This window comes from Duncaniella sp. B8 (assembly GCF_005304985.1).
GTDB lineage: Bacteria > Bacteroidota > Bacteroidia > Bacteroidales > Muribaculaceae > Duncaniella > Duncaniella muris.
On sequence record NZ_CP040121.1, the window covers coordinates 759651 to 784784 of the forward strand.

The following is a 25134-nucleotide window of genomic DNA, read 5'->3' on the forward strand; positions in this document are numbered from 1 at the left end:
ATGAAACGAGTCCAAGGCAATCCCGATGTAGCACTCCTGGAGTGTACAAACCCGGTCAAAAACAAATGGCGTGTCCGCTGGGACGTATCGGCCGATGAATCCGGCACCACTTCCTACATGGAAGAAGAATTCGATCATAAACCTGCGGTCGATGAGATCAAGGCTCTAATCGAGGGCTGGATCAGCGATGCCACCCGGGAGAAGATCGTATCCGGCTTCTCTTACGAGGGTGTCCCGGTTTGGCTCTCCACCGAGAACCAGGCCAATTATGAGCGCGCCTATATCCAAAGCCGGATAGGAAACAGCGTGTCAGTGGTCTTCAAGTTCGGCACCGATGACAAGCCGGTCTACCGCCGGTTTGAGAATCCGGCTGACATCGAGGCGTTCTATCGCGCTTTCTCCGAACATATCCAACAGGCGCAGCTTGACGGATGGAATGCCCGGGAAAGTATTGACTTGGAACCTTACCGCATGGACTGATCCGCACCGCCCTTCGGGGGAGGGCACAAAAAAATGCCCCCGGCCCGTGATACGGTGTTTATTTGAATAAGTGAGACACTGCAAAATTAGCAATTTTCGCCGACATGACAATATTTGAAGTGTTGAATTTCAACCGCGAGCTGCTCGAAAGACTGCGCCGCATTGGCGTAAGACTCGAGGACACCGCCTACATCGACCTTTTTGTTGACTTCAACAATATGGTCGGCGCCGGCGACAAGGTGTCGTATGCGGTGGCGGTTCTGGCCGACAAATATGGCGTGAGCGAGAGGAAGGTCTACAGCCTGATAAAGCGTTTCCAGTCATCGGCTCTGCCGATTTGCCCGGCAAAGAATGACTGCAATCCGCGTGCAGTGTGATTCCCGGTTCCGATAGTGTGCCGCTGATGGCGCGTGCCTACCTTTGCACCATCATCAACAATCAACCGAAATGGCACGCAACAAATATCACCAAATCCTCGCCCGGATTCTTGACAACGGCAGACACCAGGTCAACAAGAAGGGCAATATAACGTACCTTATCAACGAGCAGCTCTCGCTTACCCCGGCCGACCTGCTTGAAATTTTCGAGGGACACGGACTGGCCCGCAAGAAGCTCCGCTCCGAACTGAGGCTCTTCATGAGCGGCGAGCGTTCTGTGGAGAAGTACCGCAAGGCCGGCATAAACTGGTGGGACTACTGCGGTTCGATCCTGGTCAACTCCTACCCCACCTATTTCGAGAAGCTCCCGCCGCTGCTCGCCAGGATCAATACAGAGCGTCGCCCGTCAAAGAACTATGTGCTGTTCCTCGGAGCGACCGAGGCAGAGAGCAACCAGGCCCCATGCCTGTCGCTCGTTCAGTTCCAGATCGAGGACGGCGAACTGGTGGTGTCCGCCTACCAGCGCAGCTCCGACGCCAACCTCGGACTGCCGGCCGACATATACCACCTCTACCTCATGGCCCGGCACATCGACTTCCCCCTCAAGTCAATAACATTGTTCCTGGGCAACGTGCATGTGTATGACAACAATATCGACAACACCCGCCGACTTCTCGCCGGAGAGGACAGCGTCAAATTCGAACTGAACGTATGAGCCGCCTTTATCTGTCCGCTCCCCTGCCCTTCGTCGGGCAGAAGCGTATGTTCGCCAAACACTTCATAGAAGTGATAAAGCAATATCCGGCCGGCACCGTGTTCGTTGACCTTTTCGGTGGCTCGGGACTGTTGTCACACATCACCAAGCACACCCATCCCGATTCACGGGTCATCTACAATGACTTCGACGACTACCGGCTGCGCATAGCCAATATTCCGCGCACCAATGCCCTGCTCGACCGTATCAGACCTATATCCGACGGTTTCGGGCGGCACAAGCCCATTACAGGAGAGGCAAGGGAGCGTATATTCGCCCTGCTTGAGCAGGAAGAGCAGGAAACAGGCTACCTCGACTTCATCACCCTGTCCTCGTCGCTGATGTTCTCTATGAAGTATAGGATGAGCATCCCGGAGATGCGCAAGGAAACGCTCTACAACAATGTGCGCAAGGCAGGATATGCCGAATACCCGGAGTATCTCGCCGGACTGGAAATTGAATCGTGCGACTACCGGGAACTGTTCGAGCGGTTCAAGGATGTGCCCGGCGTAGTGTTCCTCGTAGACCCGCCTTATCTGTCTACCGACGTGGGCACATACCGCATGTACTGGCGGCTCGCGGATTACCTCGATGTGCTGTCGGTGCTGTCTGGCCATAACTTTGTTTATTTCACTTCCGAGAAATCGTGCCTCGTGGAGTTGTGCGAATGGATGGGCCGCAACCCTTCGCTTGGCAACCCGTTCGAGCGTTGCAGCCGCAAGGAGTTTAACGCGACCATGAACTACAATGCCCGGTACACGGACATCATGCTGTTCACCACACCCGACCTCCCTGCCGTCGATGCCGTCTGAGGCCGTTTTCTCGCCCATATATCGCCAAGAGAGCCGCAACCCGATAAAGGATGCGGCTCTCTGTTTTCTTTGCGACTCGGCGCGTTTATGTGGCCTTATTTCAGATGACGGAACCCGACGCAAGTATAGGTTTCTATGTTCTCGACAATATCCTCGTGATTATGGTTGGTGGCGGAGCTGTCGATGTCGAACTCCATGAAGTTCTCGCCTTTCAGTCCGGCAAGCTGCTCATGAATCTTGTCAAGCAGCCGGAACTCGCCGATGTTTTTCTGTTCAGCCCAGTCGGTCACCACATGGAGGTTGATCAGTGGCTGCGCCCGGTATTCGACTCCGGGCACGACGGCATGCCACTTGAAAGGCACAAATTCGATGAACACTGCCGGGCGTGGCCATGGTGCCTCCTGCTCGAGGAACTCTACATTATGGTTCCATAGGTCGATGTGTTTGATCGCACGGAGATACAGTTCGTCATCCATGTCTGCTTCGTCCGGGCGTTCATAATACTCTCCGGCGGCATTGATGCACAGTGCCTCAAGCCGGGTTTTAAGTTTGCGGTATAATTCCTCTCTCATTTGAGTTGTTTTTTAGCTTCAAAATACATTTTTGTGAGTTTAGAGTTACCTCCCATGCGGAATACGCTTTTAACCATTGTTTCGGATATATCATTGCGCCAGTAGTTGGATAGAGCCTCACAGGAGATGGCATTGGCAAAATCCCATAGCACTTCCTGATTGTGTTTTTTGCGAGAGGTTGATTTCTCTCGTATGAACTCTTTCCATTCCTTGAATGAAGTCGGGATTCTTAATGTTATAGTTTTCATTTAATATTGAAGTCTATATTGTTGATGTACTCGTTAAGGTTCTCCTCGATGATCTGCCTGACTGCGTTTTCTACTTCCGGCGACGTGCCGAGGAATTTGCGCTGCGGTATCTTGATGGCACTTCCGACCTTCATGAGCGCCATCGCTTTCCAGAAATCGGCATCGGAGGATAGTTGGCTATTCTTTTTATTTTGCCGTAGAGAGCCGTCTTTTCGGCGTCCGAAGGAGCCGGTAGCGGAATAATACTTGTGCCAGAAGTAGCGCTTCATTCTGGTCGTCACTTTGATTTCACCACCTTCGTTGTGGATGGCTGCTCCCGGATGGTCTGACAGAAATACAATACTGCTTTCGCGGATTTCACTGCGGATGCTCTGTCTCAAGCCGCCGGAATCAACCAGTATCAGACCACCGGGGCGCGTCGGACTTTTGCGCCTCGCCCATGCCTGACTGAAGAATGCCTGCCGCTCGAAGTTTTGGTCGAACTCTTCTCCAAGTTCGACCTGTATGTCGCGCAATATGCTTCTGAAGACAGCTCGAATCTGTTGGTCAAGTTCGCTCATTAGGGTCGTTTGTTTCGGTTTTTTCGTCAATGTAATCAAAAAGGCCAGGCATGTCGGACGCCACGACCGGGTTTTCAAGCCCTGCCGTGGCGTTCATGATGTTGTAGAAAGTGCGCTCGCTGATCCAATAAACCGGATATATGTACCTCCGCCATATCTCCCGGTTAGTCAACCCGCTTTTGGCGTGTTGGTCAAATATCCGGTTTATATCCTCTACGCGCTTCCTGTAGGACATGCCACGCTTGCTCGCCATCGATTACTATATGGGTTTTATCGTTTTTTGTTTATAAGGTCTGATGTCAAGTGTTGTCACGCTGCTTACTGTAACCCTGCCGCTTCCCTCACACTGGGGGCATGGATCGGGATACCTTTGTGGTGATTCGGCCCTCTGTACCCCGGTGCCGTTGCATTCCCGGCACACTGCAATCCGGGGTGGTCTTTTGATTTCTTTTTCCATTTTCGTTACGTTTTAGTCGACATCGGTCATGCCGAGAGGGATATAACACCATGCGCCCTTGTCGTTTTTGTACTGGGCGCGGATGAACTTCTTGGAAATAGTAGGCTGGTAAGCCTCCTCGATGATTTTCACACCCTCGAGGAACTGCTCATTGCCGCTATCCTCCGCCATTTTGCGGAGCTGAAGCACTCGGCTGGCCTTTATATTGCCCTGCCCGTCGCGGCTCAAAAGACGGAGCACGGCATTAACGAGAGCCTTGGTAGCATCGTCTTTGGCCAGGCTCTCAATGTAGCCCTTTACCATTGCGATACCATCCTCTACAGTGTCGCGGTAGCCATCGATGGTGTTCACTCCGAGGATGACGCGCAGGGTGCTGTCGGAATTGGTGAACGTGTGGCTGTTCTGATTGTCACGGGCAACGCCGGTAATCTCGGACTTCATCTTGAGGATTGCCTCGAAGTTGCCGAAGATGGTTTCCTTGACCAGTTTGATCTGTTCGCTCAGCTCGCGGAGCTGCGGGATGGTGGTGGAGATTTCCTCGTCCACCATGTCGGCGTACTGCTTGCGCTGCTCTTTGCGTTCCTGTTCACGAAGCTTTTTTTCTTTTTCGGCTCTGTAAGCCTCGAATTCCTGACGCTCTTCGGCTGTCATTTCTACTTTTTCTGTCATAAGGATATTATTAGTCGGTTTGTCGTTTTACGATTTCATGCCGTTCCCGGCAAGGTTGATCAGGTAAGTTATATGCTGTTGCGGAGTGGCCGAGGCCGGCTCGTCCTTTTTGCGCTGCCACCCCTTGCGCTTGATCGAGCGGAGCTTGGTGGCGAGTGCCATAAGGTCATCGATGGTCAATTTGCCGAATGGCTGCCCGGCAATCCTGGGATGACGACAAAAATCATTGATCTGCGCCCAGTCGGTGGTGTCGACATCAAGTTCCTGCATCAGCTTGAGAACTATGCTCCGGCGACGCTTCAGTTCGTCATGCGAACCTGTCAGAGCCTCGATGCCGACACAGAGGGCGTTGTATTCGGATCGGGTGATCTCCTTGAGACTGTCGGTGCGACCGCCGGTGTACTGCAGCACAAACTGCCGCCGGGTATCATCTCGCTCACCGTGTATGGTGAGTTTGTTGAAGGCGGAGTAGAACCGCCCGAAGTTAGTTACTTGCTGTTTCATGTCATTATACACATGTTTTGTGTGCCAGTTTTATGACAACCATTCCTTGATACTGCTCCAGCCACATTCTTGCCTCGTCAAGTTTTGTCTTTACAAGAGCGGTTTCGCGGTTAGCCTCCATTCCGGCCACATATTTTTTCGCGTCTGAAATCAGACTCATGGCGCAACTCGTGAGGCGTTCCTGCTCTTTCAGGCTATTTACATCATTTTCCATAATTTGATTTATTTAAGTTTTGTATTTGGTTTCCAGTCAATAACCACCATTGCCACAACCTCGCCGGAGCCTTGGCAGTCGGGACATGTTTCAATATCCGACCCGTTAGGCGTGTCAATTGGGAAGCCGCCGCGTCCGTTATAATACGGGCATACCATTGGAGCGGTCATAAAGGCCTCCTTGTGAATCCGACCGTCAGGCTCGATGATTATCATTGTCCGTTTCTTGCTCATATTATCCGATGTTGTTTGAGGTTCTTAAAATTCCTTCTTCCCACACCACATAGTAGGCTTCGGGATTGGCGGTGAATCGGCCTTGGCAATATGCCTTGTAGCCTGACACACGGATTTTGATTCCGGCTTTGTATTTCACTCTTCCCGCAGGCTTGCCTGTGGGTTGGCCTTTATACTCCTGGCTAATGAAGATGAAACCCTTGCGGTGGAACCGGGTAATCAGAGCCTCGACTTCCTCGTAAGTCAGCTTGCTATCCTGAAAACTGTCGATAATTACAAACTTGGCGCTCTTTGGCCGGCGCAGCCTCTCCACAAGATCATCGTAGGTGTCACCGACGACTGTCCGGAACCGACCCTGCACCTCGTTCATCTTTTCGCGCTTGAGGCGTTCCTGGAACGACATGCTGACACCTTCCTCGTAACTCAGATACAGCACAGTTCCGTAATTGCACAGTTCCTTTGCCAACTGCATCACGAAACTGCTCTTGCCGGAGGCAGATGCGCCGCTGATGAACCATGTCTCGTTCACCGGCACCTCCCCGAAGGGGACACTCCATTTCGGTCCCCACGGCAGGGTCTTGTAGGTCTTGGCAAGAACCTCTTTCGGACTGTAGGCTCGTTTAGCCATTGTTATTGGGGGATTCGGTTGTCATCAACTCAGCTACTGCAGCATCGGCAATTGCAACAGCCCTCTTCGCAATCTTTTCAGGGGTAGGATCTCCTTCCTTATCAAAATGCCACGGCATCATTAAAGCTACCTGAAGAGCAGCCTTGGTAAGTTCAAAGCGACGTTCATCCCAGTCTATCTCGTGGTTTCGTTGACGGCGGTTCATCTGAACTACCGCGTCCATATATTGCATTTCAATTTTTGTCAGCATAGTTCTTATTTTTTAGTTGATTCATAACACCATCCTATCATTCTATTAAAAGGCAGCGCAATACCGTGTATAGTTCCGAATATTCCGAAATCGCCTTCTTCATCTACCTCTCCGTCAGAATAGCCGGTATAAACCTGCCAGTTATCCATGACAAACATAGCTTTCCGATTTTTGTCAATAGCATGGAAGTCAGTGGGTGATTTTAGTACCCGGCGACGACCGTTCTTGAACGTGGCTGTTATTTTCATACTCATGGCTCATTGTCTTTTAAGTTTTTCGATTTCGGTATATACTCGCCGGAGTCCGCCTCCGCTTCTCCTGGCAATGTCAGCCGGATCAACGCCGGCCGGGGCGTTCAGCTTGGCCACAGCCCGTGCCTGCCCCATCAGGAACCGCGCCCTGTCTTTGCCGTCGTCGGGCGACACCTTGCTGTAGCGGTCACCGTACCGGCTGAGCATCTCGGTGTAGCCGACCTTCCGGCACTCGATTGAACGGTTGATCTTCTCCTTGAGTCCGTCGGCCCCCATCATGTACCATGCGCAACACCGTTCGGTGGCGTTCCACAGTGCCTTCAGTTCGAGGAAGGCTTCATACTGGAGATCGCCGGCCTCGTCGAGTATGATCAGCGGATTATCTATCGAGCGTAGATAATACACGAGGTCATCATAGACATCCGAATACCGGCCCCGGCTGTTGGTTCCGAACTCGGCCGCTATCTTGCGCACCAATTTCAGTTTGGTCTTGACCTGGGAACAGTCGATATAGACGGCATTGGGATGGGTCTTGACATAGTGCCGGGCAGTGAAGGTCTTGCCGATATTCGGGATATCGCAGAGGATTCCGCTCAGACTGCCGGTCTGCGCCAGTTCAAGCTGGGTCATGATGAAGTCGAAGGTTTCAGTCCTGGCAATCTTCCATTCTATCTCGCCTCGCAGACTCACGCCGAGCTTCCGGGCGATGCTGATCCAGTTGGCATCGCTGAGCACGCGGTCGGTCTGGCCGTTCTTTATGGCACTGTAAACCGAGGTGGTGACACCGAGGGAGGCGGCATGCTTGGCATCGCTCGGATAATTGCCTCGGTTGGCTCTTATCGCCTCGGTGATCTTGTTTTTGATGTCTGTTGTAATCATATTCTAACAGTGTTATAATGTCATTAAAATGCCTGTGCAGCCCTCTCCTTCGCGCTCATGGCGGGCATGTATTCGTCCATGAAATCATCATCGTTGACTGTTGTGACGGGCATCTGAATCACTTCTTCAACGTCGGGTTCCGGCTCCTTGCTCCGGGGAGCGATTCCAAGTCGGGTGATGGCGTTCCTGTCAAGGTAGACCTTGAACTGCTCTATCTTCTGCATCTGCCGGGCGAACTTCGCCTTATCCTCTTCTGTCTGCTCTACCATGACGCGGTTGAAGGTTTCTACCTTCTCTACTTTGTCAAGGTAGCGGTCGCCTTGGTAGATATAGACATCCTGCGCCTCGCCGTTCTCATCGGGCAGATAGTAGGCAGTGACCTTGTAGTTGTTCGGCTTGAGCCAGCCAAGCACCTCCGGGGTGCTGAGCCACCAGTCGGCGTAGCGCACCTTGACGGTGGAGTGCCGGCGGATGCTTGTTTCCACCTTCATGCCGAGATAGCGCGCCAGTGTCAGTTCGTCGTATGGCCGCAGATTCGGGTTGATGTTGGATATAAGCACTTCCCACCGTGTCATGCCGGGATAGGTCTTTTGATCGGGGTGCAGGGTGTTGTTCCACTCCAGGTTGTCTGCCCGGTCGTTGGCCACCATCTCCTCGAAGGTGTAGTATCTCTTATCTTCCCATAGGGCGTTGGTGTCGTCGCTGACTTTTTTCTGGTAAGTGCGCCATTTGCCCTTGCCGTAGAAGCGGCCGACCTCCTCGTGGTTCTTGTGGATGATCTTGCGCTTTTTGGCACCGTTGAGCGGTTCGGCCTGTTTGTCCTGGGAATTCTGAGGCGCGCAGAACCTTACACGGGAGAATACCACGCCTTCGGCAAGCAGTCCGTCCTTGTGGCGCGTCATAAGGTGGTTCTCGACTTCGACACCGGCCGGCATTCCCCATTGGCGACGCTTGATCAGCCGGAACATCTCGCGGAAGCATTCATCCACAAGAGTCTCATCCTTTTTGCGCCCGTAAGAAGCAGCTATCACGCACTCGCTGACGGAATCGTAGGCATAGTAGGCATGTACCCTTTCGTTGCCTTTCATGCGGAACGGCAAGTCCACGTCGTCCATCGTGATCTGCGAGAGAGAATACTGCCCCCGGTGGCGGTGAACGTGGGGCATGACCTCGTGGTAGTAGTCCACGTTGGGTTTGAGCCAGCGGTCGACAAACGCCTTGATGTCGGGCCGGTTCAGGAAACCGGCGATGGTGGCCTCGCTCGGAACCCACGGTTCTCCGTTCTTTTTCCGGGCGCATTTCTCCGGGTCGAGCAGTTCCCCTGTTTCCGGGTCCCACACGTCAAGTTCGCCGCAGACAAACATCTCGTACATTTCCCGCACGTTGGTATTCCACGGGCGGTTGGGCTGTACGGCCAGGCCTTTCAGAACACGTTCCTCTCCGGCGGTGAGTATCTGGGCATTTGAGTTGCCGAACTTGCCGCTGAGCAGGGATTCATATCCGCGCTTGCGGTAGTCGCTGACCTTCTTGCGGAAGCGGAGAACCGAGGTCGGCAGCGTGTGGCCGAACTGGACTCTCAGGCTCTCGATAACGCCGGTCATACATGTCCAGTCGTATTTGTTGCCCATTAGCCTTTGCCTGGCCGCTGCGTTGTCATAGAGTTTTATGCAAGTGTTCAGAACCGAGGCGTTGACAACATATTCCCGTCGTTTAGCTATCGAGAGGTTGCTGATTCCAGTCTTTTGAGGATTGTTGAAGAATGCCATTGCCTCCTGATCCTCGGTGTAGTTGCTCCGGACCCATGCCGCAATGTGCGCTGCCTTGCCTCCGAATTGGGCCTCAACCTGAATCCGCTGCTCAGTGGAGAGGGAATCCACAGCGATCAGTGCGCCGGAGCCTTTCGCTCCTCCGCCTCGCTTGACGACCTCGATGCTCTTATGACGAACGGAATATTTATAACTGCCAAGAGTCATAATTCCGCCATCGATAAGCGCACGTGCCGATACGCAATATCTGCCGTTGTGGTAAGTCATCATTTTCGCGCCCTCCTTAGATAGCCATTGCCCGTTCCTGTATCGAAGGAATTTCCGAGAGTTTCACCCCCTTGTATTCGGCTATCGACTTACCGTCATAAATGACAGTGCCGATTCCCGTCTTGGTGCTGAGTTCAATCTGCGCTCCATTGGGGAACATCTGAACCATCGTACCGTCATGGAGAAACATGCACTCCATCTCCTTAGCTACGACATAAACACAGAAGCCGGATTTTTTAGCTGTGTGACGGATTTTACGTGCAAGATTTGTCTTGCCTCTTTTCGGATCATAAGTCAAGGCGAAATATACCATCCGCTCGGAGCACTTGAAAATTTTCGCCAGTTTCTCGCGCTCTTCCTTGGTTACTGGAATGTACTTTTTCATTTTCTCACTTATTGGGTTTTATTCGTTATATTTGTGCTTATTTTCCAAATGGAATCGCTATGAACATCGAATTTGAAATGCTCAAGGCTCAACATGAGGCATTGCGGAATTACTTTATATCCCTTCTGCCGTACATTTTCAGAACCCATCCTGACGAGAAGCTGGGCGGTAGCAAGACTTGGCTCGCCAAATATTTCCTGTGGCGTTTCGAGCGAGAAAATCTCGCTCCATTAGATTATACACAGTCATTATCTTCTCATGAGAAAGCCCCGATAGATCACCGACGTTTTCAATTACAAGTCCTGATGGATGTAGCTTATATCCGGGGAGGTCTTGAAGGATACGACATAGTCCGGAAAGTCTCTCAAGACGCCCAGGCTCTCGCAGACATCGTGTACAGTCGGTCCGATGGGTCCGAAGCTGACATGTGCAGGGTGATAGATGAGATTTACAATTCATAGTCTCACTTATTGGGTTTGTTTAATATTCGGGTGATTTTTACGATGGTTTCTTCGAGGGCGAAATGACCGGCGACAAGGGCACTATAGGTTTTGGAATTGCAGCACTCACTGTCGTCATGGGTCACCTCGTACTGGTCGAGGACTGTCCCCGTGTCGTTGAAGTTCCGTTCCAAAGACTGCAATAGAACTTTGACGGCATTCTCGGTCATTTTTTCTGCTCGTTGTTTCATCGCTTTATTTTTTTAGAGGGAAGACTCGGACTCGAACCGAGGACGATACAGTCGGATTGGTTACCGCCGTTTGTTCTGCCAACTGAACTATCTTCCCAAAGTACCGCCGGGCTTGCAATTCCGGCGGCATTCAAATGTTGTGCCTTTCGGCTTTCCCGGCTCTCTTGCCGGAGGATTGCCCTCTCTTGGGTCTAACCCTGTTAATTTTCTGCGAAATACCGTCCAAGTATGTCGCAGACTATTTCCTTAGCTTGACCGATACCGTCTCTGTATCCTCGTGCGTAACCGGGTGCTTGAGATAGGTGAGCATGGCTACCATTCGCCCATTGACGTATCTCCTCAAGTGCCATGCGCTCGGCATTTTCTTTACCGCTTGCCTTAAAGTGCTCCGCCTGACTCAGTTCAAAATTCAGATGGCTAAGTTCATTTATGGCCACGGTTAGTTCGGACGAACTGTGAGCCTTGTCAACTTTGCGCTTTGCAACGCATATAGCCTCTTCGATTTCCGATATTGTCCTCATGTTATCCTACGTATTGTGCTATATGTATTAATTTCTGAAGTTCGTTGCGGATTTCTCTCTTGCCGTCTATCTGCAGTCGGTGTTCCGCATTTACAATCTCATTAGTGCATGAACCGAAAGGCGATGCATCAAGAATCTCATGTTCAATCTTTGCAATGAGTCGGCAAAGCATCCGGGCTATTTCATCAAGGTCACCTACCTTGGCGAGCGTCTTAATTTCCTTGAAGTATCTGTACTCCATTTGGGTCTTGTACATGTTGCCGGCATTCCAATGGAAGAAGTTCATAAAATCCTCGGCTGCCTGAAGAGTGTATTTGTTGATGCGCTCGTCAGCATGTCGGAGTATAGCCGCAATTTGGCGGTCAATCTCCTGTATTTTCTCGTTCTCGGTCATAGTCACACCTATTTGTTTATGTTTGCTTAGCTGTTAAAATTTGTCTATCCACGCCAATTTTCGTATCTTTGGCCGCTTGTTCGTTCGTGAACACGTTGCAAAGATAATACGCATTTGCGAACATACAAAATTATCTGCGTATTTTTATTCGCATCTGACAATATTTAACATTTATGACAATAAACGAGCGGTTTGAATTTATAATAAGGACCTTATTCGGAGGCAATAAGAGAGCGTTTGCTATACACGTGGGAGTCAGTCCTACTGTAGTTGAAAATGTAGTGGGAAAAAGAAAGGGAAAGCCCTCATTTGACTTCCTTGAAAAAGTATGCGCAAATGCAAACATATCCGCTGAATGGTTATTATTGGGAATTGGAGAAATGGCTATGGATATGTTTGAACCCAGAAAGGTACCTATGGCATTCCACTCCGACCCAGAACAGTATATACGAGAAGGTAAAAAAGAAATAACCGATGAGGAGGAGTCCTCTCAATCCGGCACAATCCCCGATTCGAATAACGAGAATAATCAAATACTTCTAACCCTTCTAAAGGAGAAAGACAAGGAAATTGGAGCCTTAAATAAAGAAATTGGCAAATTGGAAGCTCGTATTGAGGAATTGGAGAGAAACCGGATGTATGCGATCCCCCAACATGTCCATACTTCAGAAACTGTACCGACATAACCCCAGCCTCACAAGAAGAATTATGCGCTCTTGCATGGCTGCCCTGTCACCTAAATTGACCCCTCCCGGCCACCCATCTGCCCCCACCACCACCCTGCTTTGAACACCACCCCCACCCTTAAGGACATAATTTCAACCAACTCGCTGATTTTAAGCACCAATACAAATTGAACCTCAAAAACAAGGGGGTTATTTGCTTCACATCGAACCCCCGATTTTAACATTTCATTTTCGAGCAACCATATTTTGCCATCCTCAGCTATTTGCACTGCAACGGACTGAAACTTGACACCCCACCCCTTCAAAAAAAACACTCCACTTTGACACCCCACAAGGTTCCCCACCTCAAAAATTCGCCCAAAATCGAATCGTTCAGGCATAAAAATAGGGCATCATCGGTGCAATGCCGACAATACCCTCCGAATGCCGTTTTATTCGCCCTCTAAGGCCGTTCAAACGCCATTGTTATAATCTGCGCCACCCCCACCCGATATAAGCGTAGATTGCTTGATTATAGCGCGTTTAGTTATAATTGAGCCGTTCCCGGACAGCCCTGCATGCCGTAGGTAATTATAGGTCGCACCGACCTGTTCAGCCGTAAACACGGTAAAAACGGCCTTTATACTGCTGAAATACCAATCCTTACGCCTCGTACCCTTGATGGGATGCGTCAGATGAACATGAATAACTTTCGCCATACTTCATTGATTTATTAGCGCAAATATACCAAACAATACATATATGGTATATTTTAAATAATACAAATTTCAAAGAGAGGCACAAAAAATCGGCGCGAAGCCGACTCAATACACAACCTCACTCCCCTACTCTCTCGTGTAAACCTCGCGCTGATGACACGCAAGTCTCCGGTAATCGCCATGTAAACTTTTTGCCCCAAAAATTAAACGCCGCGTAAGCCTATGTGAACTTTTGGAACGTTTCGTTTTTGACCTCAACAACCGCACTTCACATCATAACCCTCTGAAATCAAAAGGCTTTACCTCAAAACGCACTGACCTCATCAAGCAACGCTTCGTTTTGTGCCCCATAGAAAGATCAATTACACATGGGACAATAAATATCTCGTCTCCTTCACCCTGCGCCGCGACGCATCATCACGCCTCTCGACAAGCCACAACTACGACTGGTTCCCCTCTGTATCGGCAGGATGGCGCATCTCGCAGGAGAGCTTCATGGAAGGCACACGCTCCTGGCTCAGCGACCTCAAGATCCGTGGCGCATACGGCGTGAACGGCAACGACATCATAGCAAACGATGCCTTCTATGCTAAATATGCGATGGATCTTGACCGCGCGGCCTACGCCATCGGCGGTGGCAACTCTCTGATGGCCGGCGCACTGCGCTCGCGTAGCACCAACCCCGACCTTACATGGGAAAAGACCTATCAGACCAACGTGGGCTTCGACGCCTCACTGCTTAACAACCGCCTGTCACTCTCGTTTGACTACTTCCACAAGCGCACCGATGACATGCTCGTCGAGAAACCCTACATCGCCACTATTGGCGAAGGCGGCTACTGCTGGTACAACGGCGGCTCGATGGTCAACAAGGGTTTCGAGATCTCTGCTGAATGGCGCCAGTCACTCAACAAGGATTTCAGCTACAGCGTGGGCCTCAACGTCACCGCGATGAAAAACGAAGTCACTGACCTGATGAAAGACATCTACTACACCTGGGGCGGCGGCAACGGCATCGACAAGAGCATCGTCGGCCATGCTCTCGGATCATGGCTTGGCTACAAGACTGACGGAGTGTTCCGCACCCAGGAAGAGGTAGACGCCTATATGGCCAGATACAATGTCAGCTTCGGCAGTCCGGCAGTGGGCCGTGTGCGCTACGTCGATGCCAACGGCGACGGTGAGATCAATGACCGTGACCGCACCTGGCTCGGCACCGACCTTCCCAAAGCCCAGTTCGGCCTCAGCTTCGGAGCAAACTGGAAGCAGTTTGACCTCAGCCTGTTCTTCTCAAGCATAATCCGCGACGCCTGGAACAACTCCAAGTACTATACCGACTTCTTCCCCCTCTGGACCGGCAACCACGGCACCCAGCTTCTCGGAGCCGCCAAGGCCTATGACCGCTATCTCCAGACCGGCTACTACGATTCAAGCGTCCCGGCTCCCTCTATCGACAACAACAACAAGGAGAACGAAGGTTCGGACTACTACATCGAAGACGGCTCGTTCCTGCGCCTGAAGACCCTCTCGCTCGGCTACACCCTGCCCAAAACCATACAGAACAAGCTGAAAATGCAGAATGCCCGCGTATATTTCCAGGCCCAGAACCTGCTGACTCTCACCAGCTACAGCGGCGCTGACCCCGAAGGTCTCGGCTATCCCTACGCGCTGCCCCGCCAATACACATTCGGCATTCAATTCGGATTCTAAAAACATCATCTTAAATCGAAATCACAATGAAACTCAAAAATATATTCGCAACCGCACTTGCCGGACTCGCTCTGAGCGCCTGCAGCGACGATTTTCTCGAAAACAAGCCCTAGGGCTCGCTCTCTGACGGCAATATGAACGATCCCTCGGCGGTAGACCTGCTTGTCAACGGCGCCTATGCCACATTCGGATGCCGCTACGCCGATTCAAACGACCCGCACCTCTTCCCGGTGACCAACTGGAGCTACGGCGAAGTCCGCGCCGACAATGCCTATAAAGGCGGAGGCAGCGAGACAGACCTCTGGGAGATACACGACATGGAAACCTCGCGCATACAGCCCAACAACGGATTTCTCGACGGGAAGTGGTTCAACGTCTACTGCGGAATATCGCGCTGCAACTCGGCCATCCGCGCCCTGCGCAAGGTTGACGAATCGCAGAACAAGAACAAGGCCTCGCGTATAGCCGAGGTCCGAGTGATCCGCGACCACTGGTATTTCGAGCTGGTGCGCCTGTTCAACCGCATCCCCTACATGGATATCGATCTGCCTGAAAACGACTACACTTCAGTGCGCAACGATGAATTTACCCGCGACGAACACCTCGACCGCATAGCCAATGACCTGCTCGAAGCCGCCAATGACCTCCCTGACAGCCAGAGTGAGATAGGCCGCATCAACCGCCGCATAGCTCTTGCCTACGCGGCAAAGGTGAAACTCTACCAGGCCTACGAACAGGATCCGCAGACCAATGCCGTCACAGGCATCAACCGAACACTGCTGCAGGAAGTAGTGGACCTGATTGACGGAATCCAGGGCTATGACCTGCTTGCTGATTTCCAGCAGCTCGACCTGCTTGAATATGAAAACGGCCCGGAATCAGTGTTTGCCATCCAGTTCTCGAAAGACGATGGCTCAAGCGGAGTGGGACGCATCAACTGGAGCATGCTTCTCAACTCCATGACCGGCCCCGGCTGCCCCTGGCAGGGCGACGGCTTCTTCCTCCCCTCGCAGGACCTCATCAACGCCTATCAGACAGATGCCAACGGTCTGCCGGTGTTTGACTACCAGAACCGTCCCGACTATGGCAAAGTGGTCTTTGACAGCAACGGCGGTTATTCGCTGGGCAATACCGACGGCAATGTGGACCCGCGCCTGGACTTCATCACAGGCCGTCCGACCATCCGCTACAAGACATTCGAGGAGAGAGCCTGTGGTCTGTGGGTGCGCAACAGCGATGTCTACGGCTACAACAATACCAAGCGATTCTGGCTCTCGCCCGAATCCAAAGATGCCGAACAGGGCTGGCCCTGGGGCGCCTCGGCTCTCAACTGGCAGATCATCCGCTACGCCGATCTTCTGCTCTACAAGGCAGAGGCCCTCATAGAGCTGGGAGGCAATGGTCTTGAAGAGGCCCGCACGCTGATCAACAGAGTTCGTGCCCGCGCCATGAACAGTTCATATGTCAAGGATTTCGACGATCCCTCGAAAGATGCCGCCAACTACAAGATTGGTCTCTATCCCGCCGCCGGCTGGACTCAGGATTATGCCCGCCAGGCTCTCCGCACCGAGATGCGTCTGGAGAAGGCTATGGAAGGGGAACGCTTCTTCGACCTGGTGCGCTGGGGCATAGCCAAGAAGACCATGAACAATTTCTTCGCAGCTGAAAAAGACAACCGCATATATTATCAGAACGTCTCGTTCGAGACCGGCGAGGAATACTTCCCGATCCCGGTGGCTCAGTATAACTTCTCAGGCGGTATCTATGTCCAGAATCCCGGCTACCCGGCATTCTGATCCGACTCAGACACATAGCCAAGGTACAATACATATAAGGTAATAGAAGATTTTTAAGGTTGATTTTACATGTGGAGGGCCCGTGGGGGCTCTCCACTGTTATATTGAAACAACAAGAATGATCCAGAAAAGGACATTAATTAGAAATGTCGTGCTGGCCGGTCGCTCTGTCCAGACAGGGCTGTATCTGACAGAAGCGATGATATTTCGGACAAGCCGAGTGCTTTGATTGTGAATGAATGCAAACTCCATCAACTTTTGAGCCGACATTTTGGCTCACCACTCCACTTCAATATTCTGCGTATAAACGCCGATGGAGGTCTTCAGGAGAGATGCGAGTTTCCTCTGACGGTATCGAATACGGAGACTGAATCCAATTATATGCGTCGGCTTTTGCTGACGAAAATTCAACCTTGCGTTTCTCAGACCGATATCAATGTGTCGTTATTCATTCCTATTCCGAATTTGCTGCAAATTAACAACATTTTCGGAATAGCGCCAAATCCAATATCGCAGCACGGCGGTAATCGGCTCATAGCCGGACTTGACAAGCAAGCACGCCATAAGCCGACGGTCAGATTCGGAGGCATCTACAATGAGTACCTTGTTCATATAAATGTTAACGTCAGGGTTGCAGATTTTAAATTTATATAATTGTATTTCAAGCAGGCAACAGATTGACATCCAGTCCCCAATGCATACTTCCTATGGCGCCCGTGATGGCGCGCGATAGAGCCAAGGGAGGGTGTGTCGGTCGGCAGACTGCTCACATACATACGTTTTTCACGTGTATGTATCGCGGGCTTCTTTCTGACGGTCTCGGCCTTGTATTCCATAATCGTCATGTTTCCGCCACATTTCTCCTTGTCGGCAATAATTCCGAGACCGTCATATATGCCGTAGGTTCTTGTCTCGATTATTCCATGACCGAGTTCGGGACCTTCCGTGTAAGAATACAGTGGCTTATGCTCTTTGAGCTTGTCTTCCACTCCGTAACGCAGTAAAGGTTGGTTGGCCTTGAGCCCTATGAGAAAATCGCCACCTTTCTTCCTGATTTTTTTGATAATATCCTTTTGCATTGACATGGCATCTGCGGTGACAATCTTTCCGGATATGTCGATTTTGTCGATCAGTATACCAGGACTGAGGCGGCAAAATTCATCAGTCGTTCCGAGAAACTGAAGATTTACTGAAGATTTAGCGAATTTTATTTTCGATTTTTGAGAAAATATTTGCACAATTAAAAAATAGTGCTTAACTTTGCACTCACAAACGAAACGGCAGCCTTTATGAGGCGTTGAGAGAAACGGACTCGGCTATGGTTTCGAAAAAAAACTCAACTTGGTGTGGTAGTTCAGCTGGTTAGAATACCTGCCTGTCACGCAGGGGGTCGCGGGTTCGAGTCCCGTCCATACCGCTGAGGAGAGAGGAGAATGAGTAATTCTTGGACTTCGGTCCTGATTGCTCATTCTTTTTTGTGTCTTATCGCTCTTATGATAGAAAAACGGGGGTCAGCGGATTTAGCCGGAACAGCCTATGATCCTGCGGCGCTGCTGCTTGGTGACGGATGGCGGCTCCCCACAGCCGCTGAGTGCGAGGAACTGCTCGACGCATGCACTTTCGAAGCGATGACTTTCGGCGACACCTGCGCAGTGGTGCTGACAGCGTCGGGAAACGGCAATAGCATCATTCTTCCGCTCGCCGGCTACATGACAGGTGCACGTCTTTATACTTTCAATTCCGAGGGTACCTACATGACCGGCAACTGCGAATTTGAAGCATATGGCGACGCGTGGAGCGACATCGGTCCGATCTCTATGCTGATGAACAGCGCAATGGCCTTTGTCAACTACGGATCACCACAGCTCGGATCTACCATCCGTCCGGAGAGAGACAAGGTATGATAGGTGCAGGAGCAGTCTCCGCACATGATTTCACTGTGCTCGTCACGCCGATCGATGTGGCCATTGACAGTGTGGATTTCAATGAAAGCCTTGAGCGTGAAAGCAATGACCGCCCGTTAGAACTTCCTCAGTTTCAAGACAGCCTTGTCAACTGTGTGTTGGATGCAAATCCGAACACCATAGTCTTGTTCAATGCCGGGAGCAACGTGGATATGAGCCACTGGCAGCAACGAGCCCCGGCCCTGCTATATCTGTGGTATCCCGGACAGGAAGGCGGTCAGGCAGCGCAGAGATCCTTTTCGAAAAGGTGACCCCCAGCGGTAAACTGCCGCTAAGTTTTGAAAAACGCTGGGCCGGCAATCCGGTTTACGATTACTACTATGATCATGACGGAGACAAGCGCGTAAGTTATGGAGAGGCCTTCTGTTAGGCTATCGTCATTACGACACACGTAACGCAGTTGGAAACTTTCTTGGAAACTTTCTGCAAGATTTTTATAAAAATATTTTCAAAAAATTTGGTGAAATCAAAAATAAGCCTTACCTTTGCATCGCAATTGAGAAAAACGCTCAATAAAGCAAGACTCCGTAGCTCAGTTGGTAGAGCAACTGACTCTTAATCAGTGGGTCGAGAGTTCGAGCCTCTCCGGGGTCACAATCAAAAATGGCAAAACGCCGCAAAGCACTGAAATCACTTGATTTTCAGTGCTTTTTATTTTTGCCAAAATTTCAGAATGGCGCAGAATACAGAGGTGGTGAGTGAGTCATTAGTGAGTACTCACGTTTGTGAGTAATTCGACTCACGGTTGGCAGAAATCATCAGTGAGTCGGCTGAAACACCGAAAGTTAAGCTGGTGTCAAGCCTCACAAAGTGGGGTTTTGAGCATGGGAACGAACCTTTGACCCGGTTGGGGTCGCAATTTTCAGAGTTTCTAAATACTATTTAACTCTTGAAATATTCTTTAACTATAATTCCCCGCTCAAACCGCATTTTGAAGCCGATTTCTGCGATTTGCACCATCTTGCACCGTGAGCCGGACTCACGGTTTTGGTGGAATACAGGCGTGAGCCGTCCAATCAGTCATATCCGCGATATTTGAAGCTCTTTCTCGTTTGGTGATGTCGGCGAAAATGATTATATTTATATAACCATTAAACCCACAGAGAAATGACACCAGATTCTTATTTTACTCTGACTTTCTACGCAAGGAAGCCAAAGACAGAAAAGAGCGAATATCCGCTCTATGCCCGTATCTCGGTCGGAGGCCAGATGACGGAGTTTACAATCGGTCGTTCAGTGAACCCCAAACACTGGAACCAGAAACGCAACCAGAGCGATGGCACATCGCGCCGCGACAAGGAGCTGAACAAATTTCTTGAGATGGTGCGCGCCCGTTTCTGCGAAATTCACAACATGCTCATCCGTGAGAACAAGCTGGTAAATCCGGCTGTCCTTAAAACGCATTACATGGGAACTATGGAGAAGCCCAAGATGATGTGCGAGGTGTTCCGCGAGGCAAACGAGAAACGCAAGGAGGAACTTGACCGTGGTGACATCGTGAAGCCCACCTATCAGCGCTGGACTCGTTGCGTTGACTATCTGGAAGACTTCTTCAAACTCCACTACAAGACCGACGACATTCCGATAAAGGAGGTTACATCGGGGATGCTTGACGACTTCGAGCATTTCCTTCGCATGAAGAAATCCTGCGCCAACAACGCTGCCGTGCGCTATCTCCGCTGCGTAAAAAACGTGTTGCAGTATGCTCTCGCCCACAAGTGGATAGACCACGACCCGTTTATCGGCAAGAAATACCAGCGTACATACAGTGAGCGTCAGTTCTTGACTGAGGCTGAAATAAAGACCATCATGGATCTTGACCTTAAGGAGTTGCCACGATTGGAAGTAGTGCGTGACACCTTCGTGTTCTGCTGCTTCTCCGGACTTGCCTTTTGCGACATGAAATCACTCACCATTGACGACATACAAGACGATGACAAAGGCAATACTTGGATACGCAAGGCCCGTGCCAAGACAGGAGAAATGTGTATAATCCCGATGCTTGACATACCCCGCCAGCTCATCAAAAAGTATTCGGATCATCCTGTTGTTAAGGCTACGGGAGTAGTCATGCCGGTGATTACAAACCAGAAGATGAACGCCTATCTGAAAGAGATTGCAGATTTGGCGAAAATCAAAAAGCATCTGACAACCCATGTGGCGCGCCATACATTCGCCTCTATGTCGCTCTGCAACAACGTGTCCATCGAGGTAATATCCAAGATGCTCGGACACAGTGATATAAAGACAACGCAAATTTACGCCAAGATGCAGGATCAAGCTGTGTATGATGGTATGGCAACCATGCGCAGCAAATTCAACAATGTGCAGGTGGTATAAATCCGGCTGTCAGTGAATGAAATAAATGCGGTCATCGGTATTACCCGGTGGCCGCATTTTCGGTTTCAGTATTTGGGGCGGTATGTGGATTTCAAAAATTCCTCCACATCATCATCTGCATAGAGTATCTTGCCGTCAAGTCGGTAATAGGCAATCTGCCTGTTATCACGGTATTCCTGCAATGTGCGTCTTGAAATGTTGAGTTTTTCCGAGAGCTGGGCATCGGTATAAAACTTTTTGCCCAAGAACGACGGATGTATTTCAGTGTTCAATCTCTCAACGATTTCAAGCACTGTAAGACTGTCGGCATGGAAATTCCCTATTTCATTACTGTCATGGGTATATATCGTTCCCATTTCTCGGTACAGCCTCTACCCGTTCAAGTAATCCGAAAGCATCTCCGGCGAGGAACATAGATCCTTTCCCGCTCTTGATGAACCCTATACGTCCGCTCTTTTTGAGCGAGCGTGCTTTGGACTCGGAGATATGGAGCAACTCACAGAGTTCCTGCAACGTAAGCCAATCATCAGGCTCTTTGTTTCTTACGCGCTCGAAGAAAGTGATAAATACTTTCTTCAAATATGACATTCGGCTAAATATTTCTTCAAGTTCGGATTTTTCGATTTGAACAAACTCTGGCATAAATTATTGGTGGATTAAGTGGTGGGTGGGATATGTGCTTGAAAAAAAGAAGGCGGGTATCCCTCCCGCCTTCTCACCACTAAATCCACAATCAAAATAAATTATGACTGCGATTCAGTGGCAAAGTTAGCGATTTTTATCGGATTATGCGCTATGGTCAAGCGTCTATTTTTCAATCACGATATAAATTATCGCTGTCGGTGCGGTCATTTGTTTTTGGGTGTGTAGCGCAGAATGTCGGTTACGGTATCGGTGAGCCATTCGCCGAAGCCCTTGACGGCTTTTCTGCCTGTTATTGTGCCGTAGGGTATCTCGTCAGCTCCGTATTGCCCGACCAGTATGCTGTGGGCAAGATTGTAGGGAGCAAGGTCAAGCAGCAGACGGTCGCCTTCGGGCGTGCAGGCGATAGTGCCGTCCTCTATCGTGATGAAGCCCTTACGCACAAGACTTTCGAGTGCCGTGCCGTATTCGTGTACGGTGTGGCAGTAAGGCATATCAGGGTGCGTAGTGTCTGCGGTCAGCGTCGCATATCCGGTGAGGTTGGCAAGTGTCGGAACAAAGCCGTATGAAATGGGCGATACCTCTTTGACCGGAGCCATCATCTTTTCGACGATCGTGATTGTCTGTTCCGATGAGCCTGTATATTCGGGCTTCGGCTTTTTCACCTCCCATCGGCAGGTGAATGTCAGTCCGGCGATTTCAGCCGTCACAGAGGCATACTGTTTCTTTTCCGGTGGCATTGCCGCCGCATCCATGCGCCCTGCAATAAGTCTGTACAGGCTGCGCTCGGTCTTTGTGGCGCATTTGGACAGTCGGCGCAACACGGTTATGCCGTTGCCGGCGTCCGGTGCGGTGACGTATGGCGATGAGATAAAGCCCTGCTCGTAGAGCTTCTCCGCTGTCCTGACGGTGAGCGACGGCATAAAGCCGAAATTGTCGAATGCGTCCATCTGGAGAGTGAGCATCGTGTGGAGTCTGACTACCGGTGCATCTTCCTCCGTGACGGTCATCCGCGCCTTGACGGGTTCGCCGACAGGGATAGTGTCAACGATTGCGGCGCAGACCCTCTCGCTCTGCCAAGACTGATCAGAAATGAGGTGCAGCCCTCCGTAATCGAGGAAGATTCTGTACGCCTTCGGCTGGGCGTCATATTGTGCCGCTTGTTCATCCATATCACCGAGATACTGCATGGCTACGACCTCCTTGCGTGTCAGCGGCCCGCCTTCGTAATACCAGCGTTTGAGAACTCCGGCGAAATTATATTCAAACATCATGTCCATCGCGCCTGCCACAAGACCCGACTGGGCGAGATTATGCAGGTGACGACCTTTCTCTCGCTTGGAGAATGAACGCCTGATAGATGCACGGGTAATGCGGGGAAGCCACATTCGGCTCGTCGGATGCCCGACTCGGAAGTGTCGGCAGATATTGAAGAAACGCGCCTGAGCGTCTGCACCCTCGTCTGAGGCGAAGACAACCTCTCTCGCATTGCGGAACAGCGGTTTGAGTACACGGTCACGTTTCTTGTCGGTGACGACAATCTTGAATTTCTCCGGCACGAATGGCAGACAGCCGTTAGCAGCCTTGTCAAGACCGACAGGCTTGATGAAGCCTCGGTGAACGTAGGCGACGGTGATGTCATCGTTGGTGAACACCCCGTATGCCGGGTTAAGTGTCGCCTTCAACGCTTTGGCGACGGCTATGGCTATGCGGTATTTCTCGCATACAATCAGTTGTGTCATAATTTTTGTGGGTTTAGTTGGTGAATGTTTTGAAAACACGGGGAGGCCGCGCGCACCTCCCCATGTCGTGAAGATACTTGTCAGGATATTGACAGGTTGCCGGAGGCGGGATATTTGTCGCAGTGGATTTATGGATTCAGTGGTCGGATTTATGTTCCGGCAGACGTGTCAGCGAATCGCAGTTGTTTTGACTGTGGATAACGGATGAAGTGGTGAGGCGGCTACGGCTTTGGAGTCTTGGGCTTGGGCTGGTGCTGCTTTTTCTGCTGCGCCTCGTCCTTCGGCTCTGTCTGTCCGCGCTGGAGCGGTTCATTCACGTTCTTGGTCGCCTCGTTGGTCTTGCCGTCGTTGTTGACCGCCATCTGGGTTTTGCTTTCCTCGGCGATGCCCACCACCTTATCGCGGTCGGGATATACGCGGGTGGTCTGAGGCTTGCGCTCTTTGGGATCATATTGCAGGTATATGGTACAGTCGTTGCCACTCCTGTCCTTGCCCTCACCGACGAGTACCTGTTTCCCGGCGAGGTAGTCAGCCTGTTTCTGCTCGTCGAGCGGGATATGGTACCACTGATTCAGACGCTTGGGGTTGCCGTTGGCGTCATGCCAGTTGTCTTTGAGGCTTTGCCCGGATTGTTGCCCGCCCTGTTGGCGGCTCTGTTGTGCCCGCTGTGCCTCCTGCTCGTTCTGCTGACGGTACTGAGCCGAGTTGACAAAGGCGATGTCACGCTTGGATGCGTTGTATTGCAGGTCGGCGGTGAATTTCTGTCCGTTGGGGAGTTCGACGTGCTGTTCCTTGATAAGACCGCCGTTTTTGAGTATGCCTATCTGCTGCATTGTCAGATTTATATTGGCAACCTTCTGTTTGATAAAGATTTTATCGACAGGTATGCTCTCGATCTCGTTTGTGAGGCGGTCTATGCTGACGAGGCATTTATGCACCTCTCCTGTCGCTGGGTCTTTGAGGTCAACGGCTTTGCCGAGATTGCCCGTGTTGGATAACTCCACCTTGTCCTCGGCGGTGAATGTGTAGCCCCGGAATGGCTGGTCAAGCAACGGTTCCTTCCTGACGAAATGGGGCGTGAGCGAATATGTGCCGTCGGGATTGGTGCGGAATGACAGACGTGCGTCCAGCTTTTCGCCGCTTCCGTCGGGGTCGTTGACTTTATGAAGTTCCGGCGACTTGTGGTGGTAAACCATCTGTTGGAGCGCGCCGGACTTTTCAAGATCCTCCCGGCTGATGCCCCATTGTTTCTCTATCTCCGCCCAGTTCACCTTGTCGGGGTCAACCGGTTTGATTTTTGCGGCGGGAGTCTTCATCTTGACGCGGTATTTGTCAAGCATCTCCCTGTTGGCTTCGAGGTCGTTGAGCATTTCCGCCATAGGCTGACTCAGAGCCTCGTAGTCGGCGGCCGACATCTTGAATATGCCGAAGGTGGTCGGGTTCTTCGCCTGACGCATGAAGTTGGCGATGAATGCCTCGATGGGGTTTTGCCCTTTGGTGAACTTGATGAGTTCGCTTAACGGGGTCGATTTTACATCGGCCATTTTTGGGGTACCGTCGGGGTTCTGACCGACGACCGCGCCTACCTGCCCGGTTTCATTGTTACGGGCAATCAGCACTTCTTCCTTTGGATTTTCTTCCATG

The 25134-nt window shown here is 51.1% G+C and carries 35 protein-coding genes, 2 tRNA genes and 1 pseudogene; 13 read left to right on the forward strand and 25 right to left on the reverse strand.

Translation table 11 applies throughout. From position 1 onward, the window contains the following. The 4 genes from FDZ78_RS03495 to FDZ78_RS03510 all read left to right on the forward strand — a co-directional run bounded on the left by FDZ78_RS03495 (position 1) and on the right by FDZ78_RS03510 (position 2423). Positions 1-480 (forward strand): hypothetical protein, encoded by a 480-nt coding sequence (locus tag FDZ78_RS03495; protein WP_136409111.1) that lies wholly within the window; start codon positions 1-3, stop codon positions 478-480. 104 nt (positions 481-584) lie between these two features. Next, entirely contained in the window at positions 585-857 is a 273-nt protein-coding gene (locus tag FDZ78_RS03500) for a hypothetical protein (protein ID WP_136409112.1), read from the forward strand. Positions 858-927: 70 nt separating this feature from the next. Next, positions 928-1572, forward strand: coding sequence for a thymidylate synthase (locus FDZ78_RS03505; RefSeq protein ID WP_136409113.1), 645 nt, complete (start codon positions 928-930; stop codon positions 1570-1572). After that, on the forward strand, positions 1569-2423 hold the full coding sequence (locus FDZ78_RS03510; protein ID WP_136409114.1) for a DNA adenine methylase: 855 nt from the start codon (positions 1569-1571) through the stop codon (positions 2421-2423). Before FDZ78_RS03505 ends, FDZ78_RS03510 begins: the two co-directional genes overlap by 4 nt. Before the next feature lie 95 nt (positions 2424-2518). Here FDZ78_RS03510 and FDZ78_RS03515 read toward each other — a convergent pair whose 3' ends face one another. The 14 genes from FDZ78_RS03515 to FDZ78_RS03585 form a co-directional block, all read right to left on the reverse strand. After that, positions 2519-2995: a hypothetical protein gene (locus tag FDZ78_RS03515; RefSeq protein WP_240740334.1), complete on the reverse strand. Its 477-nt coding sequence runs from the start codon at positions 2993-2995 to the stop codon at positions 2519-2521. Further along, a complete protein-coding gene (locus FDZ78_RS03520) occupies positions 2992-3243 on the reverse strand; it encodes a hypothetical protein (RefSeq protein WP_136409115.1) in 252 nt (83 codons plus the stop codon). The genes FDZ78_RS03515 and FDZ78_RS03520 overlap by 4 nt, the downstream gene beginning before the upstream one ends. After that, positions 3240-3803 carry a phage virion morphogenesis protein gene (locus tag FDZ78_RS03525; protein ID WP_136409116.1) on the reverse strand — a complete coding sequence of 188 codons (564 nt, stop codon included), beginning with the start codon at positions 3801-3803 and terminating at the stop codon, positions 3240-3242. Before FDZ78_RS03525 ends, FDZ78_RS03520 begins: the two co-directional genes overlap by 4 nt. Then, positions 3790-4056 (reverse strand): hypothetical protein, encoded by a 267-nt coding sequence (locus FDZ78_RS03530; RefSeq protein ID WP_205746927.1) that lies wholly within the window; start codon positions 4054-4056, stop codon positions 3790-3792. Before FDZ78_RS03530 ends, FDZ78_RS03525 begins: the two co-directional genes overlap by 14 nt. A 216-nt stretch (positions 4057-4272) precedes the next feature. Then, positions 4273-4929 carry a DUF3164 family protein gene (locus FDZ78_RS03540; protein WP_136409118.1) on the reverse strand — a complete coding sequence of 219 codons (657 nt, stop codon included), beginning with the start codon at positions 4927-4929 and terminating at the stop codon, positions 4273-4275. Positions 4930-4956: 27 nt separating this feature from the next. Then, a complete protein-coding gene (locus FDZ78_RS03545) occupies positions 4957-5433 on the reverse strand; it encodes a hypothetical protein (protein ID WP_136409119.1) in 477 nt (158 codons plus the stop codon). 4 nt (positions 5434-5437) lie between these two features. Then, entirely contained in the window at positions 5438-5647 is a 210-nt protein-coding gene (locus tag FDZ78_RS03550) for a hypothetical protein (RefSeq protein ID WP_136409120.1), read from the reverse strand. Between the two features lie 8 nt (positions 5648-5655). Continuing rightward, the gene (locus tag FDZ78_RS03555; RefSeq protein WP_136409121.1) at positions 5656-5880 is read right to left on the reverse strand and encodes a hypothetical protein; all 225 of its coding nucleotides are present in this window, start codon (positions 5878-5880) and stop codon (positions 5656-5658) included. 1 nt (position 5881) lies between these two features. After that, the gene (locus FDZ78_RS03560) at positions 5882-6508 is read right to left on the reverse strand and encodes an AAA family ATPase (RefSeq protein ID WP_136409122.1); all 627 of its coding nucleotides are present in this window, start codon (positions 6506-6508) and stop codon (positions 5882-5884) included. Further along, positions 6501-6758 (reverse strand): hypothetical protein, encoded by a 258-nt coding sequence (locus FDZ78_RS03565; RefSeq protein WP_136409123.1) that lies wholly within the window; start codon positions 6756-6758, stop codon positions 6501-6503. The genes FDZ78_RS03560 and FDZ78_RS03565 overlap by 8 nt, the downstream gene beginning before the upstream one ends. A gap of 5 nt (positions 6759-6763) precedes the next feature. Further along, on the reverse strand, positions 6764-7006 hold the full coding sequence (locus FDZ78_RS03570) for a hypothetical protein (RefSeq protein ID WP_136409124.1): 243 nt from the start codon (positions 7004-7006) through the stop codon (positions 6764-6766). A 9-nt stretch (positions 7007-7015) separates the two neighbouring features. Further along, entirely contained in the window at positions 7016-7888 is an 873-nt protein-coding gene (locus FDZ78_RS03575) for an ATP-binding protein (protein ID WP_136409125.1), read from the reverse strand. 23 nt (positions 7889-7911) lie between these two features. Continuing rightward, on the reverse strand, positions 7912-9924 hold the full coding sequence (locus FDZ78_RS03580) for a hypothetical protein (protein WP_136409126.1): 2013 nt from the start codon (positions 9922-9924) through the stop codon (positions 7912-7914). A 13-nt stretch (positions 9925-9937) separates the two neighbouring features. Continuing rightward, entirely contained in the window at positions 9938-10306 is a 369-nt protein-coding gene (locus FDZ78_RS03585; protein ID WP_136409127.1) for a hypothetical protein, read from the reverse strand. 59 nt (positions 10307-10365) lie between these two features. On the opposite strand from FDZ78_RS03585, the gene FDZ78_RS03590 reads away from it, so the two are divergent. Continuing rightward, positions 10366-10767, forward strand: a complete 402-nt coding sequence (locus FDZ78_RS03590) for a hypothetical protein (RefSeq protein ID WP_136409128.1) — start codon at positions 10366-10368, stop codon at positions 10765-10767. A gap of 2 nt (positions 10768-10769) precedes the next feature. Here FDZ78_RS03590 and FDZ78_RS03595 read toward each other — a convergent pair whose 3' ends face one another. The 4 genes and pseudogenes from FDZ78_RS03595 to FDZ78_RS03610 all read right to left on the reverse strand — a co-directional run bounded on the left by FDZ78_RS03595 (position 10770) and on the right by FDZ78_RS03610 (position 11912). Then, the gene (locus tag FDZ78_RS03595) at positions 10770-10997 is read right to left on the reverse strand and encodes a hypothetical protein (protein WP_136409129.1); all 228 of its coding nucleotides are present in this window, start codon (positions 10995-10997) and stop codon (positions 10770-10772) included. A 16-nt stretch (positions 10998-11013) separates the two neighbouring features. Then, positions 11014-11094, reverse strand: a pseudogene (locus tag FDZ78_RS03600). A 103-nt stretch (positions 11095-11197) separates the two neighbouring features. Beyond that, positions 11198-11518 carry a hypothetical protein gene (locus FDZ78_RS03605; RefSeq protein ID WP_136409130.1) on the reverse strand — a complete coding sequence of 107 codons (321 nt, stop codon included), beginning with the start codon at positions 11516-11518 and terminating at the stop codon, positions 11198-11200. Between the two features lies 1 nt (position 11519). Further along, positions 11520-11912: a hypothetical protein gene (locus FDZ78_RS03610; RefSeq protein ID WP_136409131.1), complete on the reverse strand. Its 393-nt coding sequence runs from the start codon at positions 11910-11912 to the stop codon at positions 11520-11522. A 173-nt stretch (positions 11913-12085) separates the two neighbouring features. Here FDZ78_RS03610 and FDZ78_RS14720 point away from each other — a divergent pair, with 173 nt between their 5' ends. After that, positions 12086-12598 (forward strand): XRE family transcriptional regulator, encoded by a 513-nt coding sequence (locus FDZ78_RS14720; protein ID WP_205746907.1) that lies wholly within the window; start codon positions 12086-12088, stop codon positions 12596-12598. A 50-nt stretch (positions 12599-12648) separates the two neighbouring features. Here the strand turns inward: FDZ78_RS14720 and FDZ78_RS03620 are convergent, their stop codons facing one another. Then, complete coding sequence (locus tag FDZ78_RS03620) at positions 12649-12978, reverse strand: hypothetical protein (RefSeq protein WP_136409132.1); 330 nt, start codon at positions 12976-12978, stop codon at positions 12649-12651. A gap of 72 nt (positions 12979-13050) precedes the next feature. Then, positions 13051-13296 (reverse strand): hypothetical protein, encoded by a 246-nt coding sequence (locus FDZ78_RS14785; RefSeq protein ID WP_136409133.1) that lies wholly within the window; start codon positions 13294-13296, stop codon positions 13051-13053. A gap of 342 nt (positions 13297-13638) precedes the next feature. Here FDZ78_RS14785 and FDZ78_RS03630 point away from each other — a divergent pair, with 342 nt between their 5' ends. Further along, entirely contained in the window at positions 13639-15006 is a 1368-nt protein-coding gene (locus FDZ78_RS03630) for a SusC/RagA family TonB-linked outer membrane protein (protein WP_136409134.1), read from the forward strand. A 134-nt stretch (positions 15007-15140) separates the two neighbouring features. Beyond that, the gene (locus tag FDZ78_RS03635) at positions 15141-16802 is read left to right on the forward strand and encodes a RagB/SusD family nutrient uptake outer membrane protein (RefSeq protein ID WP_240740335.1); all 1662 of its coding nucleotides are present in this window, start codon (positions 15141-15143) and stop codon (positions 16800-16802) included. Between the two features lie 608 nt (positions 16803-17410). Here FDZ78_RS03635 and FDZ78_RS03640 read toward each other — a convergent pair. Continuing rightward, positions 17411-17881, reverse strand: a complete 471-nt coding sequence (locus tag FDZ78_RS03640) for a hypothetical protein (protein WP_240740336.1) — start codon at positions 17879-17881, stop codon at positions 17411-17413. Positions 17882-18145: 264 nt separating this feature from the next. Here FDZ78_RS03640 and FDZ78_RS03645 point away from each other — a divergent pair. The 5 genes from FDZ78_RS03645 to FDZ78_RS03665 all read left to right on the forward strand — a co-directional run bounded on the left by FDZ78_RS03645 (position 18146) and on the right by FDZ78_RS03665 (position 21106). Then, positions 18146-18219: transfer RNA gene (locus FDZ78_RS03645), tRNA-Asp, on the forward strand. A gap of 76 nt (positions 18220-18295) precedes the next feature. After that, positions 18296-18706: a hypothetical protein gene (locus FDZ78_RS03650; protein WP_136409136.1), complete on the forward strand. Its 411-nt coding sequence runs from the start codon at positions 18296-18298 to the stop codon at positions 18704-18706. Beyond that, on the forward strand, positions 18703-19017 hold the full coding sequence (locus FDZ78_RS03655; RefSeq protein WP_136409137.1) for a glycoside hydrolase family 3 C-terminal domain-containing protein: 315 nt from the start codon (positions 18703-18705) through the stop codon (positions 19015-19017). The genes FDZ78_RS03650 and FDZ78_RS03655 overlap by 4 nt, the downstream gene beginning before the upstream one ends. A gap of 270 nt (positions 19018-19287) precedes the next feature. After that, a tRNA-Lys gene (locus FDZ78_RS03660) sits at positions 19288-19360 on the forward strand. A gap of 513 nt (positions 19361-19873) precedes the next feature. After that, complete coding sequence (locus tag FDZ78_RS03665; RefSeq protein WP_124029396.1) at positions 19874-21106, forward strand: site-specific integrase; 1233 nt, start codon at positions 19874-19876, stop codon at positions 21104-21106. A gap of 65 nt (positions 21107-21171) precedes the next feature. On the opposite strand, the gene FDZ78_RS03670 is transcribed toward FDZ78_RS03665, so the two are convergent. The 4 genes from FDZ78_RS03670 to FDZ78_RS03685 form a co-directional block, all read right to left on the reverse strand. Beyond that, positions 21172-21462, reverse strand: coding sequence for a helix-turn-helix domain-containing protein (locus tag FDZ78_RS03670; protein ID WP_123550669.1), 291 nt, complete (start codon positions 21460-21462; stop codon positions 21172-21174). After that, positions 21440-21694: a helix-turn-helix domain-containing protein gene (locus FDZ78_RS03675; protein ID WP_124029395.1), complete on the reverse strand. Its 255-nt coding sequence runs from the start codon at positions 21692-21694 to the stop codon at positions 21440-21442. The genes FDZ78_RS03670 and FDZ78_RS03675 overlap by 23 nt, the downstream gene beginning before the upstream one ends. Positions 21695-21954: 260 nt before the next feature. Then, the gene (locus FDZ78_RS03680) at positions 21955-23490 is read right to left on the reverse strand and encodes a hypothetical protein (RefSeq protein ID WP_124029394.1); all 1536 of its coding nucleotides are present in this window, start codon (positions 23488-23490) and stop codon (positions 21955-21957) included. Positions 23491-23711: 221 nt separating this feature from the next. Then, positions 23712-25133, reverse strand: a complete 1422-nt coding sequence (locus FDZ78_RS03685) for a DUF4099 domain-containing protein (RefSeq protein WP_124029393.1) — start codon at positions 25131-25133, stop codon at positions 23712-23714. Position 25134: the final 1 nt, after the last annotated feature.